The organism is Halomonas sp. ISL-56 (assembly GCF_018612805.1).
GTDB lineage: Bacteria > Pseudomonadota > Gammaproteobacteria > Pseudomonadales > Halomonadaceae > Vreelandella.
The window spans coordinates 1-23,854 of the sequence record NZ_JAGGRO010000031.1; the positions used below are offsets into that span (position 1 = coordinate 1).

Annotated in this window: 22 protein-coding genes; 12 read left to right on the forward strand and 10 right to left on the reverse strand. The window is 53.3% G+C overall.

What is annotated here, in order from left to right:
- Positions 1 to 566: 566 nt before the first annotated feature.
- From J7J49_RS21190 to J7J49_RS21205, 4 genes are all read right to left on the reverse strand, one after another.
- On the reverse strand, positions 567 to 2,372 hold the full coding sequence (locus J7J49_RS21190) for an acyl-CoA dehydrogenase C-terminal domain-containing protein (RefSeq protein WP_215095464.1): 1,806 nt from the start codon (positions 2,370 to 2,372) through the stop codon (positions 567 to 569).
- A gap of 241 nt (positions 2,373 to 2,613) precedes the next feature.
- On the reverse strand, positions 2,614 to 3,381 hold the full coding sequence (locus tag J7J49_RS21195) for an SDR family NAD(P)-dependent oxidoreductase (protein WP_215095466.1): 768 nt from the start codon (positions 3,379 to 3,381) through the stop codon (positions 2,614 to 2,616).
- 38 nt (positions 3,382 to 3,419) lie between these two features.
- A complete protein-coding gene (locus J7J49_RS21200; protein WP_215095468.1) occupies positions 3,420 to 5,090 on the reverse strand; it encodes an AMP-binding protein in 1,671 nt (556 codons plus the stop codon).
- A gap of 189 nt (positions 5,091 to 5,279) precedes the next feature.
- The gene (locus J7J49_RS21205; protein WP_215095470.1) at positions 5,280 to 5,849 is read right to left on the reverse strand and encodes a TetR/AcrR family transcriptional regulator; all 570 of its coding nucleotides are present in this window, start codon (positions 5,847 to 5,849) and stop codon (positions 5,280 to 5,282) included.
- Between the two features lie 126 nt (positions 5,850 to 5,975).
- On the opposite strand from J7J49_RS21205, the gene J7J49_RS21210 reads away from it, so the two are divergent.
- Positions 5,976 to 7,163, forward strand: coding sequence for an acetyl-CoA C-acyltransferase (locus J7J49_RS21210; RefSeq protein WP_215095471.1), 1,188 nt, complete (start codon positions 5,976 to 5,978; stop codon positions 7,161 to 7,163).
- A 64-nt stretch (positions 7,164 to 7,227) separates the two neighbouring features.
- Here the strand turns inward: J7J49_RS21210 and J7J49_RS21215 are convergent, their stop codons facing one another.
- From J7J49_RS21215 to J7J49_RS21225, 3 genes are all read right to left on the reverse strand, one after another.
- The gene (locus J7J49_RS21215; protein WP_215095472.1) at positions 7,228 to 8,361 is read right to left on the reverse strand and encodes an SLC13 family permease; all 1,134 of its coding nucleotides are present in this window, start codon (positions 8,359 to 8,361) and stop codon (positions 7,228 to 7,230) included.
- Positions 8,362 to 8,437: 76 nt separating this feature from the next.
- Positions 8,438 to 10,132: a methyl-accepting chemotaxis protein gene (locus J7J49_RS21220; RefSeq protein WP_215095475.1), complete on the reverse strand. Its 1,695-nt coding sequence runs from the start codon at positions 10,130 to 10,132 to the stop codon at positions 8,438 to 8,440.
- 24 nt (positions 10,133 to 10,156) lie between these two features.
- Complete coding sequence (locus J7J49_RS21225; RefSeq protein WP_215095477.1) at positions 10,157 to 10,570, reverse strand: arsenate reductase ArsC; 414 nt, start codon at positions 10,568 to 10,570, stop codon at positions 10,157 to 10,159.
- Positions 10,571 to 10,720: 150 nt separating this feature from the next.
- Between J7J49_RS21225 and arsH the strand changes: the two genes are divergently transcribed.
- From arsH to J7J49_RS21275, 10 genes are all read left to right on the forward strand, one after another.
- The gene (gene arsH / locus J7J49_RS21230) at positions 10,721 to 11,440 is read left to right on the forward strand and encodes an arsenical resistance protein ArsH (protein WP_215095479.1); all 720 of its coding nucleotides are present in this window, start codon (positions 10,721 to 10,723) and stop codon (positions 11,438 to 11,440) included.
- A gap of 13 nt (positions 11,441 to 11,453) precedes the next feature.
- The gene (gene arsB / locus J7J49_RS21235) at positions 11,454 to 12,530 is read left to right on the forward strand and encodes an ACR3 family arsenite efflux transporter (protein ID WP_215095502.1); all 1,077 of its coding nucleotides are present in this window, start codon (positions 11,454 to 11,456) and stop codon (positions 12,528 to 12,530) included.
- 12 nt (positions 12,531 to 12,542) lie between these two features.
- A complete protein-coding gene (locus tag J7J49_RS21240) occupies positions 12,543 to 13,211 on the forward strand; it encodes an NADPH-dependent FMN reductase (protein ID WP_215095504.1) in 669 nt (222 codons plus the stop codon).
- Positions 13,212 to 13,229: 18 nt separating this feature from the next.
- Positions 13,230 to 13,631, forward strand: coding sequence for an arsenate reductase (glutaredoxin) (arsC, locus tag J7J49_RS21245; protein WP_215095505.1), 402 nt, complete (start codon positions 13,230 to 13,232; stop codon positions 13,629 to 13,631).
- Entirely contained in the window at positions 13,628 to 14,224 is a 597-nt protein-coding gene (locus J7J49_RS21250; RefSeq protein WP_215095507.1) for an RNA polymerase sigma factor, read from the forward strand. Before arsC ends, J7J49_RS21250 begins: the two co-directional genes overlap by 4 nt.
- Before the next feature lie 94 nt (positions 14,225 to 14,318).
- A complete protein-coding gene (locus J7J49_RS21255; protein WP_215095509.1) occupies positions 14,319 to 15,326 on the forward strand; it encodes a permease in 1,008 nt (335 codons plus the stop codon).
- Positions 15,327 to 15,343: 17 nt separating this feature from the next.
- The gene (locus tag J7J49_RS21260; RefSeq protein WP_215095511.1) at positions 15,344 to 15,580 is read left to right on the forward strand and encodes a thioredoxin family protein; all 237 of its coding nucleotides are present in this window, start codon (positions 15,344 to 15,346) and stop codon (positions 15,578 to 15,580) included.
- Between the two features lie 79 nt (positions 15,581 to 15,659).
- Positions 15,660 to 15,944, forward strand: a complete 285-nt coding sequence (locus J7J49_RS21265; protein ID WP_064233682.1) for a CC/Se motif family (seleno)protein — start codon at positions 15,660 to 15,662, stop codon at positions 15,942 to 15,944.
- Positions 15,945 to 16,729: 785 nt separating this feature from the next.
- The gene (locus J7J49_RS21270) at positions 16,730 to 17,251 is read left to right on the forward strand and encodes an arsenate reductase (azurin) small subunit (protein ID WP_215095513.1); all 522 of its coding nucleotides are present in this window, start codon (positions 16,730 to 16,732) and stop codon (positions 17,249 to 17,251) included.
- A gap of 15 nt (positions 17,252 to 17,266) precedes the next feature.
- Positions 17,267 to 19,744, forward strand: coding sequence for an arsenate reductase (azurin) large subunit (locus tag J7J49_RS21275; protein ID WP_215095515.1), 2,478 nt, complete (start codon positions 17,267 to 17,269; stop codon positions 19,742 to 19,744).
- A gap of 147 nt (positions 19,745 to 19,891) precedes the next feature.
- Here J7J49_RS21275 and J7J49_RS21280 read toward each other — a convergent pair whose 3' ends face one another.
- Positions 19,892 to 20,923: a permease gene (locus J7J49_RS21280; RefSeq protein WP_215095516.1), complete on the reverse strand. Its 1,032-nt coding sequence runs from the start codon at positions 20,921 to 20,923 to the stop codon at positions 19,892 to 19,894.
- Between the two features lie 189 nt (positions 20,924 to 21,112).
- Here J7J49_RS21280 and J7J49_RS21285 point away from each other — a divergent pair, with 189 nt between their 5' ends.
- Entirely contained in the window at positions 21,113 to 21,427 is a 315-nt protein-coding gene (locus J7J49_RS21285) for an ArsR/SmtB family transcription factor (protein WP_064233678.1), read from the forward strand.
- Between the two features lie 58 nt (positions 21,428 to 21,485).
- On the opposite strand, the gene J7J49_RS21290 is transcribed toward J7J49_RS21285, so the two are convergent.
- Complete coding sequence (locus J7J49_RS21290; RefSeq protein WP_215095518.1) at positions 21,486 to 22,646, reverse strand: MFS transporter; 1,161 nt, start codon at positions 22,644 to 22,646, stop codon at positions 21,486 to 21,488.
- On the reverse strand, positions 22,643 to 23,854 hold the full coding sequence (gene arsJ / locus J7J49_RS21295; protein ID WP_215095647.1) for an organoarsenical effux MFS transporter ArsJ: 1,212 nt from the start codon (positions 23,852 to 23,854) through the stop codon (positions 22,643 to 22,645). Before arsJ ends, J7J49_RS21290 begins: the two co-directional genes overlap by 4 nt.

A 23,854-nucleotide genomic window follows, 5' to 3' on the forward strand; every position in this document is an offset into this window, starting at 1 on the left:
ATGATCAAACTCTTCAGTTTAATATCATTGTGATCCTTACTCGCTATCGACGGACTAGCCGAAAACAGCAAAAGCGGATCAAACTTGGCTCAAGGTTCAAACGAATTCATTTCAATTTACATTGTCATGACCGCTTGCCTTGATATTTGGTGATTTGTCACCAACGTCAGCAAGCGCCCACATGAATTACCTGATCAAATTGTTAAAGAGCTGTTTCGCTGCGATGACTGCTTGAGCCACCTTACAAACCGTTGAACTGGCTTGCCTCAGCGAGGAAGGCGTATTCTACGCATTTCCTGGTGTTTGTCAATCGCTGTTTTTAGCGAGTGAGGCGAGCGATACAGCCTGCTCTAACCTCTTGACAAACCAAGGCTTTTACACCTCATGCACCGCTGGTAACGCTTGGCGTCCCCGGCAGCGGATGCGTACTTTAAGGCCTCACTATCAAGATAGCAAGTAAAAGAAGTTATTGCGTATAAAAAAGCGGCAGAAGGTTGCCCTTCTGCCGCAAACCACCGATCAGAACGCCTGACCAGAGAGTGCTCTTTTAACACCTTAGCCGTTAATTAAATTTCAAAGCCCAGGCCAAAATCTTCACTAGAGATAGCCATTAAACTGGAAGCGCCTGATTGAATCATCTGGGCATGGGCCTTGGTGCGCGGTAATAATCGCTGGTAATAGAAGCGAGCCGTATTCAATTTAGCGGCATAGAAGGCCTTATCGTCACCTTCTAACGAAGCAGACGCCTGCTTGGCCGCGCGGGCAAATAAGTATGCTAGCGTGACGTAGCCCGAATACATAAGGTAATCAACACTCGCCGCGCCTACTTCTTCGCGATCTTGCATTGCCTTCATGCCTACACCCATAGTCAGCTCGCCCCACTCTGCATTGAGCTTAGCCAGCGGCTCGACAAACTCTTTAAGTGCAGGGTTGTCGGCTTCAGCTTTACAGAACTTATGGATCTCTTTGGTGAAGACCTTCAGCGATTCACCCTGACTCATGAGTACTTTACGGCCCAGCAGATCAAGCGCCTGGATACCGGTAGTACCTTCATAAAGCCGAGTAATGCGAGCATCGCGTACCAATTGCTCCATGCCCCACTCTTTAATAAAGCCATGACCGCCGTAAATCTGTACGCCCTCGTTGGTACTTTCAAAACCCACTTCGGTCAGGAAAGCTTTAACAATAGGCGTTAGCAAGCCAAGCAGGGTTTCAGCGTGATCGCGCTCTTCACCCGACTCACCATACTCCACCACGTCAAGCATTTGCGCGGCATAAAGCACCAACATACGCCCGCCTTCGGCGAAGGCTTTCTGGGTCAGCAGCATGCGACGAACATCGGGGTGAACGATAATCGGATCAGCGGGCTTTTCAGGCGCCTGCTTGCCCGACAAGCCGCGCATCTGTAGGCGGTCACGCGCATAACTCAATGAATTCTGAAAACTCGCTTCAATCAAACCCAGCCCTTGAATGCCCACGCCGAGACGCGCTGCGTTCATCATGGTGAACATGCACGCCAGCCCTTTATTGGGCGGCCCTACCAAATAACCGGTTGCGCCATCGAAGTTCATCACACAGGTGGCATTACCGTGAATACCCATCTTGTGCTCAAGCGATCCACAGGTGACGCCGTTGCGCTCTCCCACATCACCCTGGGCATCGGGTAAGAACTTAGGCACTACAAACAGCGATATACCTTTTGAGCCTTCCGGCGCATCCGGCAGCTTCGCCAACACCAAATGAACGATATTTTCAGCCAGATTATGCTCACCAGCAGAGATAAAGATTTTGGTGCCGGTAATTGCATAAGCGTCGCCATCGGCAGGCACCGCTCGCGTTTTGATCAAACCGAGGTCAGTACCGCAGTGCGACTCAGTTAGGCACATGGTGCCTGTCCATACCCCCTCAACGAGCTTGGTGAGGTACGTGGCTTTTTGCTCGTCGGTGCCATGGTGCTTCAGCGCATCGGCCGCGCCATGAGAAAGCCCTGGATACATACCCCACGCCAGGTTAGTCGCACAGATCATTTCCGACAGCAGCATCGCCAATGAAGGCGGCAATCCCTGGCCACCATGAGCAGGATCAGCTGCCAGGCTCGGCCAGCCGCCTTCTACGTACTGCTGGTAGGCCTCTTTAAAACCGTTAGGAGCTTTAACTTCGCCCCCCTCTAACAGGCAGCCTTCTTCATCACCACTCTGATTGATCGGCAGCAGTACGTCACGAGCGAAGCGTGCGCCCTCTTCTAGAATTGCACTCACCACATCCGGCGATGCATCGTCACCACTGGGTAGACGCGCGTAGTGGGCGGGGTAATCAAGCATTTCGTCCATAACGAAACGCATATCACGAATAGGGGCCTGATAGCTGGGCATCGCATCTCTCCTGAAATAAGGGGTTGAAAGCCAATCAGAGTATTTTGACAGCAGACTTTCAAACACATGTTTGAAAACTAGCGCGAGCACCACGCAGAGTCAAGCGAGCGTTTGAATTTAGCCTTAAAACACTCTAGAACTTTGGTCGCCCAACCGATAATCCCCTAACACTATTAATAAAAAACTCGCCAGCCAAAAGCCAGCGAGTCATCATATTTCCCACTTTCTACTTACCCATCACTTACTGCATGCGAATGCCGCCGTCTAAACGGATCAACTCGCCGTTCAGCATCGGGTTGGTAATAATCTGCTCGGCTAATTGTGCAAATTCATCCGGCTTACCCAAGCGCTTAGGAAAAGGCACGGCGGCCGCTAGCGCCTGGGCAGCCTCGTCGGGAATTTCACTCATCATTGGCGTTTCAAATACACCCGGGGCAATGGCCATGACGCGAATAGCATGGCGCGATAACTCACGGGCGGCAGGAAGGCTCATCCCTACAACGCCCGCTTTAGAAGCACTGTAAGCACACTGCCCTACCTGACCATCAAAAGCGGCGATAGAAGCGGTATTAATAATCACCCCACGCTCACCACTCTCATTAGGCGCATTTCTAGCCATCGCGGAAGCCGCGAGACGCATAACGTTAAAAGTGCCGATCAGGTTGATATTGATCGTTTTAGCGTAGCTATCTAAATCTGCCGGATTCCCCTCTCGATCCACCAGCTTGGCCACGCTAACTACGCCAGCACAGTGGACCACCCCCGAAAGCCCACGCTCGCCACCCATCGCTACCGCTTTATCGACAGCCTGCTGCATTTGTTCAGCTGAGGTGATGTCCGCCAGACACGCTTGAGCTTGTTCTCCCAACTGCTCAGCATGGGTTTTGACACTATCGTTTAGGTCGCATAAAACCACGCGAGCACCTGCGGCAACTAATCGCTCAGCGGTTGCAGCCCCTAGCCCCGAAGCGGCACCGGTAATTAAAAACGTACTATCCTTAACCTGCATAACCGTATTCCCTTTAATCGCTGTCACTAGACGTTGAATTAGTCGCTTGTCTTGGCATCTTCTACCGCCTGGGCGCGCAATTTAAAGCGCTGAATCTTACCGCTGGGGGTTTTAGGCAGCTCATCGACAAACTCAATAATGCGCGGGAAAGCATGGGTTGATAGCCGCTCGCGCACCCGCTGCTTAATCTCATCAGCCAGCTCGTCACTCGCCTCATAGCCTTCGCGCAGCACGATATACGATTTGATCACCTCGCCGCGAATCTCGTCCGGCTGCCCCACGGCTGCCGATTCAGCCACTGCAGGGTGTGTCATCACACTGTTCTCGACATCCGTTGGCCCGACGCGATAACCCGCCGTGGTAATAATATCGTCGTCACGCCCGGCAAATTGAAAGGTGCCGTCTTCGTTACGAATCACCACATCGCCGGTCAGGTAATAACCCTCTACAAAGGGGTTTTTCTCTTGCCAGGTATAGCCCTGGAAGAAGTGCGCTGGTGAATTTTTGATATCCACAGCAAGAACACCCGGCTCTCCAGCAGGCAGCTCTTTATACTCCGCATCCAAAATCGCCAGCCGATAACCCGGCATCGGAACGCCCATCGCGCCCACATGCTTGAGGTGATCAAGGGAATGGTGATTATTGCACGTCATTCCGGTTTCAGTTTGACCGTAATGATCCATAACCGGACAGCCCAGCGACTTCTCAACCCAAGTCACTACCTCCGTGTTTAAAGGCTCACCCGCCGAACTAGCCGCACGCAGCTCAAGCGTTTCATGGGCGTTATCAAACAGGCCTGATGCCTTCATCAATCGGTAAGCCGTCGGCGCCGCGGCAAAATTAGTAATGCGATGGCGCTTCATAAACGCCAGCGCGCCTTCGGCACTAAAGCCCGCCTCACAGAAATGCGTGGTCACGCCGAGTAGTAGCGGCCCGGTAATCGCATAATAGAGGCCATATGCCCAGCCTGGATCGGCCATATTCCAGAAACGGTCGTCATCACGCAGATCAATGGCCAGCTCCATATAGATCGCAAAGGCGGTCATACCCGCCAACGGTACGGCGACGCCTTTAGGCTTGCCCACGGTACCGGAGGTGAACATTTGCAAAAACGGCGCTTCAGGGGGAAGCCTTGGTGGCTTGTCACTCATTGACGTGTACGTCAACGCTGCTTGCCAATCATGATCTTCAGCATGCTCGCTTGTCGCGCCACCTACGGCCAGAACCGGCGGGCACTGGCTGAGGCCATCAAACTTATAGCGATTAGCGTGATCGGTAATCACTAGCTTGGTATCCGCTCGCCCCAATCGATAGTCCACTGCATCAGGCCCAAAAGCAGTAAACAGCGGCTGATAAACCGCGCCAATACGCCATGTGGCGAGCACTGCAATCAATAATTGTGGTGACCGCGGCAGCATGCAGGCAATGCGGTCGCCTTTACCCAACCCTTGGGATACAAACCATCCCGCTAACTTCGCACTCTGCTCATCCAGCTCGGCGTAGGTCAGGGTATGCATGTTGCCTTCGATGTCTTCCTGCACCAGCGCCAGCACCTCGCCGCGCCCCTCGCGCACATGGCGCCCACAGCAGGCTTCATAGGCATTCAGCAAGCCGTCCTGGTGATCATCCAGACGAGCAATTACGCTATCTACGGAAAAATCATTGAGGTAGTGGTGATAGTCGGTCAGTGATTGTAATGTCGCTGTCATGATGGCTCTCTTGTGTTATTGGAAATGAGCTCGTAGTAAGAATAGGCACAAGCAGTATTGTTATATTTATCCGTTGACGTTAACGTAAGCTTAAAGATAATAGCAACGCTAAAAGCAATCGGCGCAGAGAGCAAGCACTGTTATAAATTGTCGCGCTAGACGTTAGTCGAAGTCTCTGTTATCAAGGCATCAAGCAGAGGTAGGCATAATCATGGCAACAAGCTCATCAGCGAGGTCATCAGGCGAACGTGGGCCGTTGGGATCATACCAGCGAACCGTCCAGTTGAGCGCCCCCAGGACAAATCGCGAGACAAGAAAGCGGTCACCATGGATCAACCCGGCTTCCAACGCATCATCAATAACAGCGACCCAAAGCGCCTCATAAGCATCGCGTAGATGGCTCAAATGAGCACTCGCCGCAGGATCAAGGCGACGCCATTCGAAAAGCGCCACCACATGGGCATTGCGGTCGGTAAATAGCGTTTCGAGATGAGCACGGGCCATGGCACGCAACCGCATCTCAGGCTCGTCAGCACACTCAGCGAGGGCTTTGTGGGCTATCGCCAAGGCATTTTGGGTGCCCTCTTCGATAACCGCGGCGAGGATTTCCTGCTTATCTTTAAAATGGTGAAACAAGCTGCCGGACTTAATGCCCATTTCCTGCGCCAGCATACGCACCGTCGTGCGGTCAAAGCCCTCTTGGACGAATAGCTGAGCGGCGAGGCGCGTCAATTCCTTGCGACGAGGGGATGCATTCATTACATTCATGTCACTCACACTAGCGCTTGCTTGGTTACTCAGGAGAGAACCACAGCACTGTCTACGGGTCAACGTATCACCGACTACTTGGCAAGATAATCACAACAAAACTGAAGGAGATTGGCCATGAGTAACCCCACCGATGTGGTATTTGTAGCCGCCAAACGCACGCCGATGGGCGGCATGATGGGCAGTCTGGCGAGCATGACAGCACCCGAGCTTGGTGCGGTCGCCATCAAAGCAGCAATTGAAGCGTCAGGCATAGACCCTGCCGCTATCAGCGAGGGCATTATGGGCTGCGTACTGCCTGCAGGCGTTAAACAGGGCCCAGCACGTCAGGCAATGCGACAGGCGGGCATTCCCGATGCCAATGGCGCCACGACGATCAATAAGCTGTGCGGCTCGGGCATGAAAGCGACGATGCTTGCCCACGATTTAATCAAGGCAGGCAGCGGCGCTGTTCTGCTGGCTGGCGGCATGGAATCCATGTCTAACGCCCCCCACGTGCTGACTAAGGCACGCGGCGGCTATCGATTGGGGCACGGCGAGCTGAAAGACCATATGTTTTTAGATGGGCTGGAAGATGCCGAAACGGGCAAACTAATGGGGGTGTTTGCTCAGGATGTCGCCTCGGCTCGCGGTTATACCCGCGAGCGTCTGGATGACTTTGCCATTGCCTCCCTCGAGCGCGCCATGGCTGCCACCAACGCGGGCCACCTAGGCGCAGAGATGGCACCGGTGATGGTCACCTCTCGCCAGGGCGAAACCCTGGTCGAGCATGATGAACAGCCCTTCCAAGCCAAACTCGATAAAATTCGCCAGCTGCGCCCCGCTTTCGCCAAAGACGGAACGATTACCGCCGCCAATGCCAGCTCGATTTCTGATGGTGCTTCGGCGCTTATTTTGGCTAGCCAAGAAGCAGCCGATCAGCACGGTATTAAGCCACTTGCGCGCATGCTGGGTCACTCGACGCACTCTCGCCACCCTAGCGAGTTCACCATCGCGCCGGTGGGTTCGATTGAAAAGCTGATGAAAAAGCTCGGCTGGGGCGTGAATGACGTCGATCTATTCGAAATTAACGAAGCCTTCGCGGTTGTGACACTGATGGCCATGGATGATTTAGGGCTCCCCCATGACAAGGTCAATGTGTTTGGCGGCGCCTGCGCCCAAGGCCACCCGATAGGCTCTACCGGCTCGCGCATTATCGCCACACTGATTCACGCCCTGCGCACTAAAGGCGGCAAACGCGGCATTGCTAGCTTATGCATTGGCGGCGGCGAAGCAACGGCAGTGGCCGTCGAGCTCATCGACTGATTGCGATCTTTGATGACATCTCTTATATGGCAAACGCCCTGGCACTATTACTCCGCCAGGGCGTCTAGCTACGACTTAGCCAAACAGCGGCAAACAACCAACCTAGCCCCAGCATTGGAAGCGACCAGCGATGAAACTCCATCAGCATCCCCGGCTGGCGAGCTAATCGCAGCGCGATTAAATTAGCCATCGAGCCAATCACTAATCCAAAACCACCCACGCTGACACCCCAGGCGAGCGGCTCCCACTCACTCTGCTGGGCAAGAACCAGGGTTGCCGGTACGTTGGATAAAATCTGTGAGAGCAGCACGCCAACACTGGTATCTCCACCCGGCCATTGACTCATTGCGTTCATCGCCTGCTGAACGACGCTCAACTCACCGATCACACTCAAATTGACAAACATTAAGACAAATACGACTAACAGCAGCCAATCGATACTGAACACGGCACGGCGCGCCACGATCAACATCACCAGCAGAACGCCTGCCATTGCCGGAGCCGCCCAGCCCATTTCAACCGCCATTAAAAACAGCGGATAACCAATTAACGCAGTCCAGAGGGGCATTTTTCGCCGCACCGTTTGCCCAGCGGCGACTGCATCCAAGCGTATTGAAGCTTTCGGGAAAGCGAAGGGAATAAACAGTAAAAGCAGCAGCATCAAGCCTACCCCCAAGGGCAGCATGATGGCTAAAAATTCACCAAAGCTGACGCCTGAAAGCTGCCATAAATAGAGGTTTTGCGGATTACCGATGGGACTAAGTGACGACCCTGCATTCACCGCCAGCGCCTCAAACACAATCAAGCGTGCGGTGGGTAGCGTTGCCACTGCAGCTAAGCTGAGCGTCAGCGGTACCACAATAAACAGCGCCACATCGTTGGTGACCACCGCCGAGAGTAGCGCCGAAAACATGACCAGCCCAACTGCCAGACGACGCTCGCCACGCAAGTGGGCTAATAGCCGACGCCCCCAGAAGGCTAGATAGCCACTTAGCTCTAACGCTCTACTGAGCACCATCAGCCCCGTCAACACCGCCAGGGTCGTCCAATGAACCCGTTCAGCCATCTCGCTAAGTGACTGAGGTTCCAGCCAACACAAAACGACCCATAGCACGCTCATTGCGAGCAGCATAGGGTCGTTCAGAAAACGCTGAATAAATAAACTGACGGGGGCCAGTGCCCTCTTGGTTACCAACATGCTACATGATGCTCAGAGAAAATCGCATGATAGCGCTGTAAGCCAATGAGTAAAGCAAATTCCCTAATCCAGAACGCTAAGCGGAGGCCAATAAACTCGTTTGACGACGAGTTTGGGCATCAGCCAAGGCAACGTCTTGGTGGCTAAGCTGCTCCCATTCAGGATATTCGGCGTGCTCTTCACTGACGTCAGCTAGATTTGATCTAGGATCTTTTTCGACCACGCTGAATTGGCCAGCATACTCACGCATCTGCAAGGCTTCCTGGGACAACACCTCTGCGCTCTGGGCTGCCTGATTAACTAAACGCATGGTGTCCTGGGTAGTGGTATCGATCTGGGCAACCGCTAGGTTGACCTCTTCAATGCCTCGCCGCTGCTCCTCAGACGCATGGGTGATTTGCGTCATTAGCGTATCCACATTACTCGCTGCCTGCATAATTGCCCGAGTATGTTCACCGGCCTGTTGTGACAACACGCTACCTTGCTGGACGCTTGCACTCGATGCTTCGATACGCGTCCGGATCTCACTGGCGGCACTGGCACTGCGGGTTGCCAGCGCACGCACTTCATTAGCCACCACCGCGAATCCACGCCCGTGCTCTCCGGCACGCGCCGCCTCAACCGAGGCATTGAGCGCTAAAATATTGGTTTGGAAGGCAATGCTTTCAATCATACGAATGATGCTTTGAATCTCTTCGGAGTGATTATTGATCGCTTCCATAGTGGCGATAAACTGGCTAATCACCTCATCACCCTGCTGCGCTTTTTGAGACACATCAGCCGTTGACTGATTAACATGCGCTGCACTTTCAGCATTCTGATTCACCGTGGCGGTTAGCTGTTCCAAGCTCGCCGCCATTTGCTGCAAGGCTGATACTTGAGTGTCGGTTTGGCTCGCCAGAATCTGGTTCTGCTCGGTCATCTCCTGGCTGTTACTGTATACCTGCTGGCTGCTCGCATTAAGTCGATTCACCGTGGCCGTCAAAGAGTGCTGCATCTTTTCCAACTCACTAAATAGCTGACCAATTTCATTTGATGAGTGCGCCGTTACCGGCGCTGACAAGTTACCGTTAGCAATGCGCTGGAAGTGCCCGGTGATCGTCTTCAATGGTCGAAGCACGTTCTTACGCACGCCCCATACCACAACCGTCACTACCAGCAACGCAGCGCCCAGTGCCGCTATCACGCCCCAAAAAAGCAGCGATGAGACTTGCTCAAAGCGCAAAAGTAAGTTGTTACCCCGCTGGGTGGAAGCGCTAAAAAAAGCCTCGGCGCTTTCTACAAACCGTTCACTGCTATCATCTACCCGCGACTCACCCGAAAGAAAACCAGGCACATCGCGCTCTTCAAGCATCATCATCTGTAGACTGAGATTATTATTAAAGAAAGATCGATAGTTAGCGGCTAACTGATCAACCAGCGCCTGCTGATCTTGATCAAAACTACTAGAGGTAAATCGATTGAAATGCTCAGATGCCTCATCAAGTAAACTCTGAGCCTCTTCCATAAGCGGTTCGGGGCGATCAAACGAAGGGGTACGAATTAACTCCGCAGCACGGTTCATTTGAATTCGCGCACGCAGTAACTGTGAGTAGGCGCTATCCAGATTGCTAATTTGTGCCATATCCCTTTCATGAAGCGACGTGAATGCCTCACGACCAAAATGGTTGGCGAACAGGCCCAGCGCTCCAATAACGAGCACCAAACCACTGAACGCAACTAGCACAAGCGTCCAGCTTGCCTTAACGCTTAAGTTATTGATCCATTTCATCTCGACCCGCCCCTTTCAATAAAATTAATCAGACTTGTGGAGGGGCAGCCAGAGCTGCAGGCGCCGACGAATCTCTAACAACGCCTGCTCATAAGCATCAGACTTGCCAATCAGGCGAGGGTCACGAATATCCCAGAACAACACCTCACCCGACTTACCTTGCCAGTCGCGGCAGGCTTGCTGGGCCTTGTCGCACAGCACAATGACAAAATCGAAGGCTTCGCTTTCAAACTCATCCAACGACTTACTGCGCAAGCCTTCGGTGGGCAGCCCCTGCTTGCGCAACGCTTCAAGGGTCAATGCATGGGGTTCATCCGGTTCAGAACCGGCACTAAATGCTTCAAAACGATCACCCGCCAAATGGCGAAGCAGCGCCTCTCCCATCAACGACCGTGCAGAATTCGCATTGCAGAGAAATAACACGCGGCGCTTTGACATAAATAAACAGCCTCTTATTTGATTGATGGCTATCAATTTACGCTGGGATCATGACGGCATTGTTGCAGTTGGCAGGCTGCGCTGGAAATATACGGTAAAACATATATCATGGAACAACTAACCGACCATTGCTTGAACAGGCAGAACCTAATGTCCCAACTCGAAGATTTACCCAACATAGACGCTGAACTCTTTGAGCCACCCAGCTGCGAGCGGCTGGGTATCCCACAACGCACCGAACACGCGCCTAAAATATTGCTGCTATATGGCTCCCTGCGGGAACGCTCCTTCAGCCGTCTGGCGGTTGAAGAAGCCGCGCGCTTACTTAATGCCATGGGCGCCGAGACACGCATCTTTGATCCTAGAGGATTGCCGCTGCCGGATGCAGAAGATGCCAGCCACCCCAAAGTTGACGAGCTGCGCTCGTTAGCCCAGTGGGCCGAAGGGATGGTGTGGTGTTCACCCGAACGCCACGGCGCGATGACCGGCATCATGAAAGCGCAGATAGACTGGATCCCACTTGCCCTGGGTGGCGTGCGCCCAACTCAGGGCAAGACGTTAGCGGTAATGCAGGTATGCGGCGGTTCGCAGTCCTTCAACACCGTCAACCAACTGCGTATTTTGGGCCGATGGATGCGCATGCTGACGATCCCTAATCAATCGTCCGTGCCCAAAGCCTTTATGGAGTTTGATGATAACGACCGCATGAAAGCGTCCCCTTTCTATGACCGCATCGTCGATGTGATGGAAGAGCTGGTGAAATTCACCCTGCTGGTGCGTGACCGCAGCGAGTTGCTCACCGATCGTTATTCGGAACGTAAAGAGAGCGCGGAAGAACTCTCCAAGCGGGTTAATCAACGCGCCATCTAATTAGGAGCATCACATGTCAGCACTGCAAGATAACGCATCACCCTCCACCGCCGAAGGCATGGGCGTCTTTGAGCGCTACCTCTCGGTTTGGGTAGCGCTTGCCATTGTGGTGGGCATCTTGGTCGGGCAATTTATCCCGGCGGTACCAGAAACCCTGTCGCGCTTTGAAGTGGCGCAGGTATCGATTCCGGTGGCGATACTCATCTGGGCGATGATATTCCCCATGATGGCGCAAATCGATTTCACTTCTCTGCTGGGGGTTCGACGTCAGCCAAAGGGTCTGATTATTACCACCACGGTTAACTGGCTAATCAAGCCTTTCACTATGTTCGCCATTGCCTGGCTGTTCTTGATGGTGATCTTTCGGCCGTTGATTCCCGCCGAGCTAGCCAGCCAGTACTTAGCGGGTGCAATTCTGCTCGGCGCCGCGCCATGTACCGCCATGGTATTCGTGTGGAGCTACTTAACCCGCGGCGACGCTGCCTACACGCTGGTACAAGTGGCACTTAACGATCTGATTATGCTCTTTGCGTTTGCCCCCATCGTGATCTTCCTGCTGGGTGTCTCCAATATTCAGGTGCCCTGGGACACCGTCGCCCTATCAGTGGTGCTGTATATTGTGATTCCCCTGGCGGCAGGCTATATCACCCGCCAAATCCTGATCAAAAAACGCGGCGCCGAGTGGTATGACAACGTCTTTATGAAGCGCGTCGGCCCGATCACCCCGATTGGTTTGATCATTACCCTGGTGCTGCTGTTTGCCTTCCAGGGCGAGGTGATTCTGAATAATCCGTTGCATATCGTGTTAATCGCGATACCGCTGATTATTCAAACCTTTTTGATCTTTTTTATTGCCTACGGCTGGGCGAAAGCGTGGCGCGTGCCGCACAACGTTGCCGCCCCAGGCGCTATGGTAGGGGCCAGTAATTTCTTCGAACTGGCTGTCGCAGCGGCGATTGCGCTCTTTGGTCTGCAGTCAGGCGCAGCACTGGCGACGGTGGTAGGCGTTTTGGTCGAAGTGCCACTGATGCTTGCGCTGGTCAGAATTGCCAATAAAACCCGCCATCACTTTCCGGCAGAAGCTCAATAAGGAGTCAACGCTATGGCCCACTATTTAATATTTCTAGGCTCCACCCGCACCAGCACACCGCCCTCCCCGGCTCGCCTCGGCGAGCGGGTAGCAAAGGCCTGCGAGCGTTTGCTTTCATCGTTACCGCAGACAACGGCTGAGATTATTGACCCGCTGGCGCTAAACTTGAGCGATCCGTTTAAGCCGCATTTTGCTTACCCAAAAAACGATGCGCCGGAGGATTTAGCAAAGCTTGCTGACAAAATTACCAACGCCGATGGTTTCGTGATGGTCAGTCCTGAGTACAACCACTCCATGAGCCCGGCGCTAAGCCACCTGCTTAATCACTTCGGCGCCTCACTGTTTGCGTTTAAACCCAGCGCCATCGTCACCTACTCAATGGGTCAGTGGGGTGGCGTGCGTGCCGCCGTAGCCATGCGCGCGTTCCTCTCGGAGCTGGGCTGCCTGCCGGTATCGGCTATGGTACACGTACCCAAAGCCCAGGAAGCGCTTAACGAAGACGGCCACTTTGCCCAGGATCAGGAACGCTGGGAAGGTTATTTTGGCCGCACTTTAGGCCAATTGATGTGGTGGGCAGAGGCAGCGGCTAGCTATAAAAGCCAAGTTGACCCAACGAAAGTATCGCCCGCTTTTAAAACTGCGCCCTCGCAGCGCAACGCGCCCGGCAGTGAAAACAGCTAAACCGATCTCGAGGTCACCATGCCCGTCACCATTTACCACAACCCCAACTGCGGTACGTCGCGCAATACGCTGGCGATGATCGAAGCCTCTGGCGAATCGCCGGAGGTGATCTATTATTTGGAAACACCGCCCAGCCGCGAAAAGCTGGTCGAGCTGCTGGCGATGATGCAGCTATCACCCCGGGAACTGCTGCGGCGCAAAGGCACTCCCTATGACGAGTTAGAACTGGATGATCCATCACTCAACAATGACCAGCTTATCGACGCCATGATGGCCCACCCGATTCTGATTAATCGCCCCATTGTGGTAACAAATAAGGGTACCCGCTTATGCCGCCCCTCCGAGCAAGTATTAGCGCTTCTGGAACAACCGATCACACACTTCACCAAAGAGGACGGTGACGAAGTGACCTATCCATGAGGAAAAACGCCATATCGACCCAAGCCTCTCCTACTCAAGCCTTACCCTGCATTGAAGAGGCTTGGAACAGTCACCATCAGGCACTGCGCTATTACCTCTTGGCGCTATGCAACAACCGGGACGCCGCCGATGACATCTTGCAACGTGTCTATGTAAAAGCGCTGACGCATCGCGCCCAGTTTTGCCAACTGTCAGAACCCAAAGCGTGGCTTTATAAGGTTGCCAAGAATGAGTGGATTGATGAGTTGCGACGCCCAAGGCCGGAGTCCCCACCGCTAGATACCAAGATCGAAACGACATACGTTTCTGATAGCACAGAGCCCCAACTTCCCTTAGAGAGCCTTGCCGCTTGTATCACCCAGGCGCTGGCGCACTGCGCTGACGAAGACGCTGATATTGTGGCGGCCTGCGATATAAACGGCGTGAAGCAGAGCGACTATGCCCAGCGCCATGGGTTGACCCTACCCGCGACCAAAGCGCGTCTACTTCGTGCTCGAAAACGCCTCCGCTCACGATTGGTCGTCCAGTGTGGGATCGTCTTTGATGATCAAGGCCAAGTTTGCTGCCACCGGGCACTGCCCTCTCACCAGTAGCTACGTTAGCAATTAAATATTTGGCTTTCCCCTGCATCCTTTTACCCATTGCTTCGTTTTCTTTATAGAACAGTTCATATAAAGGAAGACGGCGATGTTAGAGATCTTTACCTGGCTGGCCAGTTGGCTGGTATACGACCTGGGCGGTTTTGACCCTGACAGCAAGTTAGGCAGCTCACTGCACTTTTTCGTCGAAGACACGAGCAAGATTTTTGCGTTACTGGTAGTGATGATTTATATCATTGCCTTGTTACGCGCCTCGCTCAATCTGGAACGAGTGCGCTATTACATTCAGCAAAAGAACCGGTTCGCAGGCTACGGCTTAGGGGCTGGTTTTGGGGCGATTACACCATTTTGCTCGTGCTCAAGCATTCCGCTGTTTCTTGGCTTCACCAGTGCAGGCATTCCCCTGGGCATTACCATGGCATTTCTGTTTACCTCACCGATCATTAATGAAGTCGCCGTCATTATGCTATGGAGCCTGCTGGGCTGGGAGTTCACCCTAGTCTATATCACCATCGGTATGGCCGTGGGTATAGGCGGCGGCATGCTGCTGGATAGCTTAGGCGCTGAACGCTGGTTAAAAGACTTTGCGGCGAAAGCCTATCAGAACGCCGCTGGCAGCCCGCAAGCCAATCAGCCAGCGCCCGTATCCCATTCGCTAACTTTCAAACAGCGCCACCAATTTGCCCGTAATGAACTTTATGAGATTGTCGCGCGGATTTGGAAGTGGATCATCATCGGTGTGGGCCTGGGTGCCGCGCTGCACGGTTTTGTGCCGGATGGTTGGTTCAGTGACAACCTGGGTAGCGGCCAGTGGTGGAATGTCCCCGTGGCCGTGTTGGCGGGCCTGCCGCTTTACTCTAACGCCACCGGCGTCATTCCCATCATGGAAAGCTTGATCACTAAGGGGCTGCCCGTGGGTACAACATTGGCTTTCTGCATGAGCACTGTCGCGGCGAGCTTTCCTGAATTTATCATGCTCAAACAGGTCATGCTGTGGCGCTTACTGGCCACCATTTTCATCATTCTACTCATCAACTTCATGTTGGTGGGTTGGATAATTAATCTGCTGGCACCCTGGATATTCAGCAGCTTATAAACCCAAGAGGACACAACATGAAAAAGATCGAAGTATTAGGCACAGGCTGCAAAAAGTGCACCATCACCGCGGAGCAAATTACCGCGATTGCCAAAGAGCTGGGCACCGACGTTGAGGTAACTAAAGTCACTGACCCGCAAGTCATCATGCGTTATCAGGTCATGTCGACCCCGGCCGTTGCGGTCAACGGCCAACTTGCCCACAGCGGAGGCATCCCGGATCGCGAAAAAATCGAAGCACTCCTCAACGCCTAAACGCTCGGTGCCTAGATTTCTTTCCGGCTCCCAGCTTACTTCCTGATAAGCTGGGAGCCCTCGTTTAACAGGCGTCTGTATGCCGGAAATAATCGCAGTTTCTGACGCGGCCAAAGCGTTTATCAAGCAACAAGGTGGCGTAGTGACCGTGCGTTTATCACCCCGCCACGGCTGCTGCGGAGGGCTCGCCAACGTTGCTGTCGCCGAGGCGTGTGCTCCCAAAGACCCTTCGCTTTACCAGCGCCATCGTGATGAAGATATCACCCTATTTATTGCACAAGAGCTTGCCTACCAAGGGCTGCGCGTTGACATTGAAGGATTCTGGAAATTACGCCATCTGTATGTGGATAGCGTATTGAAGTAGCTACCGTTACCGCACATACAGGTACAGATAGAATCACCGAGCCTGACGCTGTTGCGTCGAGGCAGTACGCACGACACCGATTATAACCAACTATAGTGACCAACCCTTTTTCTCCGCGTCGATAGCAATCGCGTTCAAATCGTCCCAAACACCGGGGGCTGCAGCAGTAACCAGGTAGGCGTCCCCGATAAAATCGGCAGCAAAGGGCTATCAGCGTAAAAAGAGTGGACAACCGGAAATCATACACTGGCAGTTTTGACAGTTTTATTTCTCTGGCCAAAGAATCTTATCTGGTAGCCCTGTTTGGTTGGATAAAAGCCCGCAGCCTCATAAAACCTATGTGTAGCTGGATCTTTCAAGCCCGCCATTAATGCTATTTTGTAGCAACCATCTTTTTTGAGTGACTTACTGCGTACTCAGAGAGCAAGACATGAGGAGAGAGGTTTGGGTATTCAAAATAAATAACGATTAACACCGCGGCGGATAAAAACGGGCCCAGCTGGTTAAGCTACGTCACAAAAAATCGACATACAGCGTTACAAAACTTGCAAAGGGTATGCCCCTTCCCTGCATTTTTCGCTTTGTCTGGCACTCAATGAGGCAATAAAGCTATGAAACGTCAACAGATACTCTAAGCCTGAAGTATATCTAGAAGTGGGGGCTATCCGTTTCTTGCGCGCCTGTCAGAGCAGAACTAGACTCAGATCGGACTATCATATTTGCATAGCCATATATAACTATTCCCCGTCTCAGGCTTCTCAACAACAATAAAGGAGTGCTAAACAATGACACAACTGAGTCGTCGTAATTTCCTCAAACTAACCGGCAGCAGTGCCGCTGTGGGTACCCTTTCGCTCGCCCCCATAGCACACGCACAACAAGGTAGTCCTCCACTTCCTCCTGGTAGCACTACATTGCCTTATCCCCGAGAACTGGTAACAAAGCTGAGCGAGTTGGCCATCAATCAGCCGATTTATTTTAGCTACCCTGACGATCGTTCACCCTGCGTGGTAATTCGCAGAGGGCGAGAGGTCAAAGGCGGGGTTGGCCCAGAAAAAGATGTAGTGGCTTATAGCACCCAGTGCACACATATGGGCTGCCCGGTTACTTATGACCAAGAGGCAGAAGCCTTTAAGTGCCCTTGCCACTACAGCATCTTCGATCCGGATAACACGGGCCAGATGGTCATTGGCCAAGCCACCGAGAATCTGCCACGAGTCATTCTAGAGTATGACGATACCGAAGATGCCCTGGTGGCGGTGTCAATTGATGGCCTGATCTATGGCCGCCAGGCCAATATCATCTAAGTCGGGAGAACAACAATGAAACAATTTAAAGACCGTATTCCTTTACCCCCAGTAGATGCCCAGAAAACCAATATGGCCTGTCACTTCTGCATCGTAGGCTGTGGGTACCACGTCTATAAATGGCCTGCCAACCAAGAAGGTGGCAGAGATGCTAACCAGAATGCGCTGGGACTCGACTTCACCCAGCAGCTCCCCCCCATGCAACTCACTATGACTCCCGCCATGGTTAATCAAATACAAGACCATGATGGACGCGAATACAACGTCATGATCGTTCCTGACAAAGAGTGCAGAGTGAATAAGGGGCTATCTTCAACGCGTGGCGGTCAGATGGCCAGTGTCATGTACTCGGAGGGAACCCCTATCGGCGAGCGCCGCCTCAAGTATCCCATGATGTATAGCGGAGACGACTGGGCAGAAACCAATTGGGAACACGCCATGGCGCTATATGCCGGCCTGACCCAACGTATCCTCGATAATGAAGGGCCGGATCAGTTGTTCTTCAATCTTTTTGATCATGGCGGCGCTGGCGGCGGTTTTGAGAATACATGGGCTACTGGCAAGCTAATTTTTGATGGCATACAGTCAAAAATGGTGCGCATTCACAACCGCCCCGCTTACAACTCAGAATGTCATGCTAGTCGAGACATGGGCATTGGTGAACTCAATAACAGTTATGAGGATGCAGAGGTGGCCGATGTTATCTTCTCCATCGGCGGAAACTCCTACGAGACTCAGTCAAACTGGTTTCTGGCACACTGGGAGCCGAACTTAAGAGGGTCTAACGTCGCCAAGAAGCGGGAATGGTTTCCTAACGAGACGGTCGGTAAAGGCAAGGTCATTCTGGTTGACCCTCGACGCACACCCACCGTCGCTATCTGTGAAACGATTGCTGGTAAAGAGAATGTTCTACACTTGGCGATCCAGCCAGGCACTGATACAGCCCTGTTTAATGGATTGCTTACCTATGTGGTTGATCAGGGCTGGCATGATGAGGCTTTTATCACGGAGCATACCAATGGCTTCGAAGAGATGCTCACTGCCAATCGGATGGAGTTGGATGAGTGTAGTCGCATTACCGGTGTAAGCCGAGCCGATATCATTAAAACCGCCGAGTGGGCCTATAAACCCAAGGCCAGTGGCCACGCCCCTCGCACTATGCATGCCTACGAAAAGGGTGTCATCTGGGGCAATGATAACTATCGGATTCAGTCCGCTATCGTCAATCTTGCTGTGGCCACCCACAATGTCGGCCAGCGTGGCACCGGCGTGGTGCGTATGGGCGGCCACCAAGAGGGTTATGTCCGCCCACCCTACCCCGGTGGACGCCCTGCGCCCTATATCGACCAGGAATTGATTAATGGTAACGGCATGATGCTAACGGTTTGGGCCTGCAATGCTTTTCAAACCACTATTAATGCCGAAACTTACCGCCAGGTAATCAAGCGTCGTGCCGCTATCGTCAATCAGGCAATGGCAGAGGCAAGGGGCGGTAGCATCGATGAATTAATCGACATTATCTATGACGCTGTAAAAAATAAGGGCGGTTTGTTTATTATCGATATCGACCTTTATCACACGAAGTTCGCCGAATATTCACACTTAGTGTTGCCAGCTACGCATCCCGGTGAAATGAACCTCACCTCCATGAACGGTGAGCGACGGCTTCGACTTTCAGAGCGCTTCATGGATCCTCCCGGCATCGCTAAGCCAGACTGTTTGATAGCGGCCAATATGGCTAATGCTCTTAAGCAGCGCTACGAGTCGGCAGGCGACGTGACGATGGCCGAGCGTTTCGCTGGATTTAACTGGACAACCGAAGAGGATGCCTTCAACGACGGCTTCCGCATGGCCCATGAAAAGGAAATCGACAGCCAAGGTGGCCCCACAGGACATCTCGCCACCTATGAAAGGCTTCGAGTGGCTGGCAACAATGGCGTCCAACTTCCCATCAAGGAGTATCGAGACGGCAAACTCATCGGAACCGAGATGCTATATACGGACTATGATTTTGATACTGATGATGGCAAGGCTCATTTCCAGCCTTCCCCCTGGAACGGCTTTCCCGAGGTAGTTCAGCAGCAGAAAGAGACCTATGATTTCTGGATAAACAACGGGAGAACCAACCATATCTGGCAGTCGGCCTACCATGACCAGCATCTGGCATTTCGCAAGGGCCGCTACCCGATGGCCCCAATTGAGATCCATCCACTTGACGCTCAAGACATAGGGATCGCCAACGGCGATATCGTTGAAGTCTACAACGATTACGGCGCCACCACGGCTATGGCCTACCTGGAACCTGATCTGAAGCGTGGTCAGGTCTTTATGATGTTTGGCTATCCTAATGGGGTGCAGGGTGATGTCATCAGTGAGTGGACGGATCGTAACCATATCCCCTACTACAAGGGCACTTGGGCAAATCTACGACGGATAGGCGCTAACCCTGCCTATCTAAGAGATGTCTCTTTCAAACGTCGGCGCTTCTCTTAAGCCAATTCTCTTAAACCACCCAAGGCGTGCAACAAAGATTCCTGCCTTGGGTAATCCTTTACGGAAAGCGATGACTAACTCTTACGCATAGCCTATTCGTAAGCACCCCAGCAATCGATCAAGCGTGGGTCGAGATGCGCTTGCTATTTAGAAAAACAAAAAAGTGGCGTAGCCCGCAATCATCGCCATCGCAAAAACGACCGCGACAAAGGCCACCAGCAGCTTAAACGAGAACAATGAGCGCAGCAGGATAAGCTCAGTCAGGCTGGCTCCAGCACTCCCAATAATCAACGCCAGCACTGTTCCGGCCCCCACGCCTTTTGCCATCAGCGCAGATGCTAACGGTATAACGGCTTCAGCACGGATATACAGAGGGACACCGATAACGGCGGCGACGGGGATGGCAAAAGGATTATCGGCACCAGCATACTGTTCCAGCAAGCCAGTGGGCATAAAGCCGTAGATCACGCTACCAATCGCAATACCAATAAGTAGGTATGGTAAAACGTCCACGAAGTCAGACCAGGCTTCACCCCATAAACCGCTGTACCTGCTTTGCCCTCGTTTAGGCTCAGTTGTTTGACTACCACAACAGCCACCTGATTGAGCGCCAGCCGATTCGGCACTGCCGCAGCCAACCGCAGCTGGAGTACTACTGCAACTACTGCTTTCACTATCGGGCGCTAAAGGCTTGACGCCGCAGCTATTGGTCGAGGTTTCACACCCTGAAGCTGTATCAGTTGCGGCGCGGCGCACGTAACGCTCGAAGCCAAAAGCCTGCAGTAACCAGCCGGCGGCCAAAGAGACAATGAGTGCCGCTAGAACGTAGATAGCGGTGAGGGTAAAACCAAAGGTGGCAGCCAACAGACCAACAACAATAGGGTTTAACAGCGGAGAGGCAAATAGGAACACCATCATAGGCCCGAACCCGGCACGTGCACGAATCAGGCCTTTCAGCATTGGAATCGTTGAGCAACTACAGAAGGGTGTGATAGCCCCCAGTCCCGCAGCGAGAAAGTAGCTGCGGTATCGGTTAGAACTTAGCAAAGCCTCGACCTTGGATGGCGGAATATGGCGTTGAAGCGCCCCTACCAGGAAGCTAATGCCAATAAACAAGGCCGATAGCTCGACCGCGAGAAAGGCAAACATGCCTAACGTATCTTGCAATTGAGGGGACATGATAAAACTCCTATATTTCTAGATTAATCGAATTATAGAAGCTTAGATTGCACCCCTCGCTCACGTCAACTATATTTCTAGATATATAGAAACATATGGGCAAAGAAGACACAGCACTGAGAAAAAAATAACACGGAGAAAGCAGAGCAATGAAAAATAGAGCACAGAGAAAACAGCATGGAGAGTGATATGGATCATGAAGAGGTCGCCGCCAGTTTGGCTGAGCTTGGTAACACCCACCGTCTGGCGGTGTTCCGCTTTTTAGTCAAGGCTGGTCATCATGGTGCCCCTGTCGGTGAAATACAGAAAGCGTTGGATATCCCAGCTTCAACGCTATCGCACCACTTATCCCGTATGGCTCGAGTAGGTTTGATTAAGCAGGAGAAGCACAGCCGCACTATCGTCTGTATACCTGATTACCATCATCTACAAAATCTGATTGGCTTCTTACAAGCGGAATGTTGTATGGGCGAAAATATGGAGCCTGTTGAGGCATCTTTATAACTGACTACCCTGCTTTAAGCAGGGCTTTAGAGCGTAAAAAGGCCTTTATATATAAGGCTTACTCCTGCAACCGGGGCACACGAATAAACAGTAGCGCTAAACACGCCGCCAGCATCAATCCTGTGGTCAGCCATAGCGCACCAGCGCCGTTTTGCTCTATTAGTAGTCCAAATAGCAGCGGCGCAAAGGCTTGCGCGGCCCTTGCCGGGGCGATAATCAAGCCCTGACGCTGGCCAAACCCCTTCGGGCCAAACAGCGCCAGCGGTAGTGTGCCGGAGGCAATTGTCATCATGCCATTGCCCGCACCGTGCAGCAGCGCAAAGCCTGCTGCAGGCATACCCATTGTGGCCAGCAATGCCGCACCTAAGGGGTGAAGCGTAGTGGCGACCCGAGCGGCTACCAGCGGATGCAAATGGCGTAAAAGTGCAAACTCACCCAGTCGAGCGGCCACTTGCGCAGGGCCTACTAGCGCTGCAGCGGCGACGGCCACCGAAAGCGACACGCCGGTTTCCTGCAGAAGCCTGGGCAGATGCGCCGCCATCGCCGTTGAGACAAACCAGCCCGCGGCAAACACATAGGCTAATAACATCATCGCCAGGCGAGGACGCTCCGGCGGCGGCGCCGATTTGTCGTCATCTTGCTGAGCCGCACTATCGGCTGCTTTGGGCAAGCAGGCATTCAGCGGCAGCCCCACCACAATATGCAGCATGGCCCAGACACCACAGGCTACCCGCCACCCGAACTCATTTTCCATCAACGCTGTTAGCGGCCAGCCGATGGTGCTGGCAAAGCCCGCCAGTAGCGTCACGCCGGTAATTGAAGAGCGCGCACTACGCCCGTGGAGACGCCCTAAGGTGGCAAAAGCGGCGTCGTATAAGCCCATCGCCATACCCACGCCGGTAATCAACCAGGCGAACATTAAGCTGAGCACACCTTGGGAGAGCCCCATGCTAACCAGACCAACCGCCAAGACAGCGTTGGAGGCCATCAGCACGCCGCGCCCACCTTGCTGGTCAATCAAACGACCAACGCTGGGGCCAAGCATAGCGGTTAGCAGCAAGGCGGCAGAGAACGCCGCAAACACCCAGCTTGGTGCCATCCCCAGTTCCCGGGCCACGGGTACCGCTAAAATAGCGGGCAGATAGTAGCTTGATGCCCAGGCAAGCGTTTGCGCACTGCCTAAAGTGAGCGTTAAACCCAGTCTGGGCGAACGAATCATGCGACTTGTCTAGGCAGCGCTAGCGCCATCAATGCGCTGGCCGCCACCAAGGCTGCCGATACCCATAGGCAGGCGCTTAGCCCGTAGGCCATATACAGCCAGCCCGACAGTAGCGTGCCCACTAAACGCCCCATGGCATTGGCCATATAGTAGAAACCGACATCCATGGAGACGCCATCGGCGCGGGCATAATGCACAATCAAATAGCTGTGCCAGCTGGAGTTAATCGCAAACAGCACCCCAAAGGCGAGCAAGCCGACGACTAACCAGCCTACTTGCGCCAAGGGCAGCATCGCCAACACAATCGCCAGCACTGCCAGTGCCGCCGCCCAGCCAGCGGTCAGTGCCCGGGCATCGCCTTTGATCAGCCGGGTTAACTTAGGCGCCTGGGTTTGTACTCCACCGTAGCCAATCACCCATACCGCCAGCAGCCCCCCCACTGTCCAGTGAGTCCAGCCGTGCTGATCGTATAAGAACACCGGCAGCGCTACGACAAACCACACATCCCGCGCCGAAAATAGGCAAAAACGCGCCGCGGAGAGCACGTTAATCGCGCGTGATTTTGAGAAGATTTCGGAGAACTTGGGCTTTACTTTTTGCCGACCTAAATCCGCCTTTAGGCGCAGCAATGAAAGTAGCAAAACGCCGCCCAGCATCACCGCCATCACAAACACAGCGGCCTGGAAGCCAATCAAGGTGAGCAGCAGCCCGCCGACAAAAAAGCCCAGCCCTTTTAGCGCGTTTTTAGAGCCGGTCAGCATCGCTACCCAGCGGTAGAGCGAGCTATTGGCGTTGGCGCTCTCTTTAGGTACCAACACTTTAACGGCGCTTTTAGCACTCATTTTGTTAAGGTCTTTGGCAATCCCCGAAATCGCTTGTGCGGCCATTACCCAGACAACGGTCAGCAGGCTAGCGGGCACCATCAGCATAACGAGGGCAATAATTTGCAGCCCAAGCCCCACATTCATGGTGCGGTTGAGTCCCAAGCGCGCACCCAACCAGCCGCCGACCAGGTTAGTCACTACGCCAAAGGCTTCATAAAACAGAAACAGCATGGCGATGGCCAACGGCGAGTAGCCCAACTGGTGGAAGTGCATCACCACCAGCATGCGCAACGCACCGTCGGTTATCGTAAACGCCCAGTAGTTGCCGGTAATCAGCATGTATTGGCGCACCTCGAAAGGTAGCGCCTTTACCCGTGCACGCAT

What these genes read in the sequence shown, in the direction of transcription:
- J7J49_RS21215 (WP_215095472.1), bottom strand. Translation starts at nt 8,361, where the DNA reads ATGTTGGTAACCAAGAGGGCACTGGCCCCCGTCAGTTTATTTATTCAG.
- J7J49_RS21250 (WP_215095507.1), top strand. Translation starts at nt 13,628, where the DNA reads ATGAGGAAAAACGCCATATCGACCCAAGCCTCTCCTACTCAAGCCTTA.
- J7J49_RS21225 (WP_215095477.1), bottom strand. Translation starts at nt 10,570, where the DNA reads ATGTCAAAGCGCCGCGTGTTATTTCTCTGCAATGCGAATTCTGCACGG.
- J7J49_RS21195 (WP_215095466.1), bottom strand. Translation starts at nt 3,381, where the DNA reads ATGCAGGTTAAGGATAGTACGTTTTTAATTACCGGTGCCGCTTCGGGG.
- J7J49_RS21190 (WP_215095464.1), bottom strand. Translation starts at nt 2,372, where the DNA reads ATGCCCAGCTATCAGGCCCCTATTCGTGATATGCGTTTCGTTATGGAC.
- J7J49_RS21270 (WP_215095513.1), top strand. Translation starts at nt 16,730, where the DNA reads ATGACACAACTGAGTCGTCGTAATTTCCTCAAACTAACCGGCAGCAGT.
- J7J49_RS21240 (WP_215095504.1), top strand. Translation starts at nt 12,543, where the DNA reads ATGGCCCACTATTTAATATTTCTAGGCTCCACCCGCACCAGCACACCG.
- arsJ (WP_215095647.1), bottom strand. Translation starts at nt 23,854, where the DNA reads ATGCGTGCACGGGTAAAGGCGCTACCTTTCGAGGTGCGCCAATACATG.
- arsB (WP_215095502.1), top strand. Translation starts at nt 11,454, where the DNA reads ATGTCAGCACTGCAAGATAACGCATCACCCTCCACCGCCGAAGGCATG.
- J7J49_RS21260 (WP_215095511.1), top strand. Translation starts at nt 15,344, where the DNA reads ATGAAAAAGATCGAAGTATTAGGCACAGGCTGCAAAAAGTGCACCATC.
- J7J49_RS21285 (WP_064233678.1), top strand. Translation starts at nt 21,113, where the DNA reads ATGGATCATGAAGAGGTCGCCGCCAGTTTGGCTGAGCTTGGTAACACC.
- J7J49_RS21275 (WP_215095515.1), top strand. Translation starts at nt 17,267, where the DNA reads ATGAAACAATTTAAAGACCGTATTCCTTTACCCCCAGTAGATGCCCAG.
- J7J49_RS21290 (WP_215095518.1), bottom strand. Translation starts at nt 22,646, where the DNA reads ATGATTCGTTCGCCCAGACTGGGTTTAACGCTCACTTTAGGCAGTGCG.
- J7J49_RS21205 (WP_215095470.1), bottom strand. Translation starts at nt 5,849, where the DNA reads ATGAATGCATCCCCTCGTCGCAAGGAATTGACGCGCCTCGCCGCTCAG.
- J7J49_RS21280 (WP_215095516.1), bottom strand. Translation starts at nt 20,923, where the DNA reads ATGTCCCCTCAATTGCAAGATACGTTAGGCATGTTTGCCTTTCTCGCG.
- J7J49_RS21200 (WP_215095468.1), bottom strand. Translation starts at nt 5,090, where the DNA reads ATGACAGCGACATTACAATCACTGACCGACTATCACCACTACCTCAAT.
- arsC (WP_215095505.1), top strand. Translation starts at nt 13,230, where the DNA reads ATGCCCGTCACCATTTACCACAACCCCAACTGCGGTACGTCGCGCAAT.
- J7J49_RS21210 (WP_215095471.1), top strand. Translation starts at nt 5,976, where the DNA reads ATGAGTAACCCCACCGATGTGGTATTTGTAGCCGCCAAACGCACGCCG.
- J7J49_RS21220 (WP_215095475.1), bottom strand. Translation starts at nt 10,132, where the DNA reads ATGAAATGGATCAATAACTTAAGCGTTAAGGCAAGCTGGACGCTTGTG.
- J7J49_RS21265 (WP_064233682.1), top strand. Translation starts at nt 15,660, where the DNA reads ATGCCGGAAATAATCGCAGTTTCTGACGCGGCCAAAGCGTTTATCAAG.
- J7J49_RS21255 (WP_215095509.1), top strand. Translation starts at nt 14,319, where the DNA reads ATGTTAGAGATCTTTACCTGGCTGGCCAGTTGGCTGGTATACGACCTG.
- arsH (WP_215095479.1), top strand. Translation starts at nt 10,721, where the DNA reads ATGTCCCAACTCGAAGATTTACCCAACATAGACGCTGAACTCTTTGAG.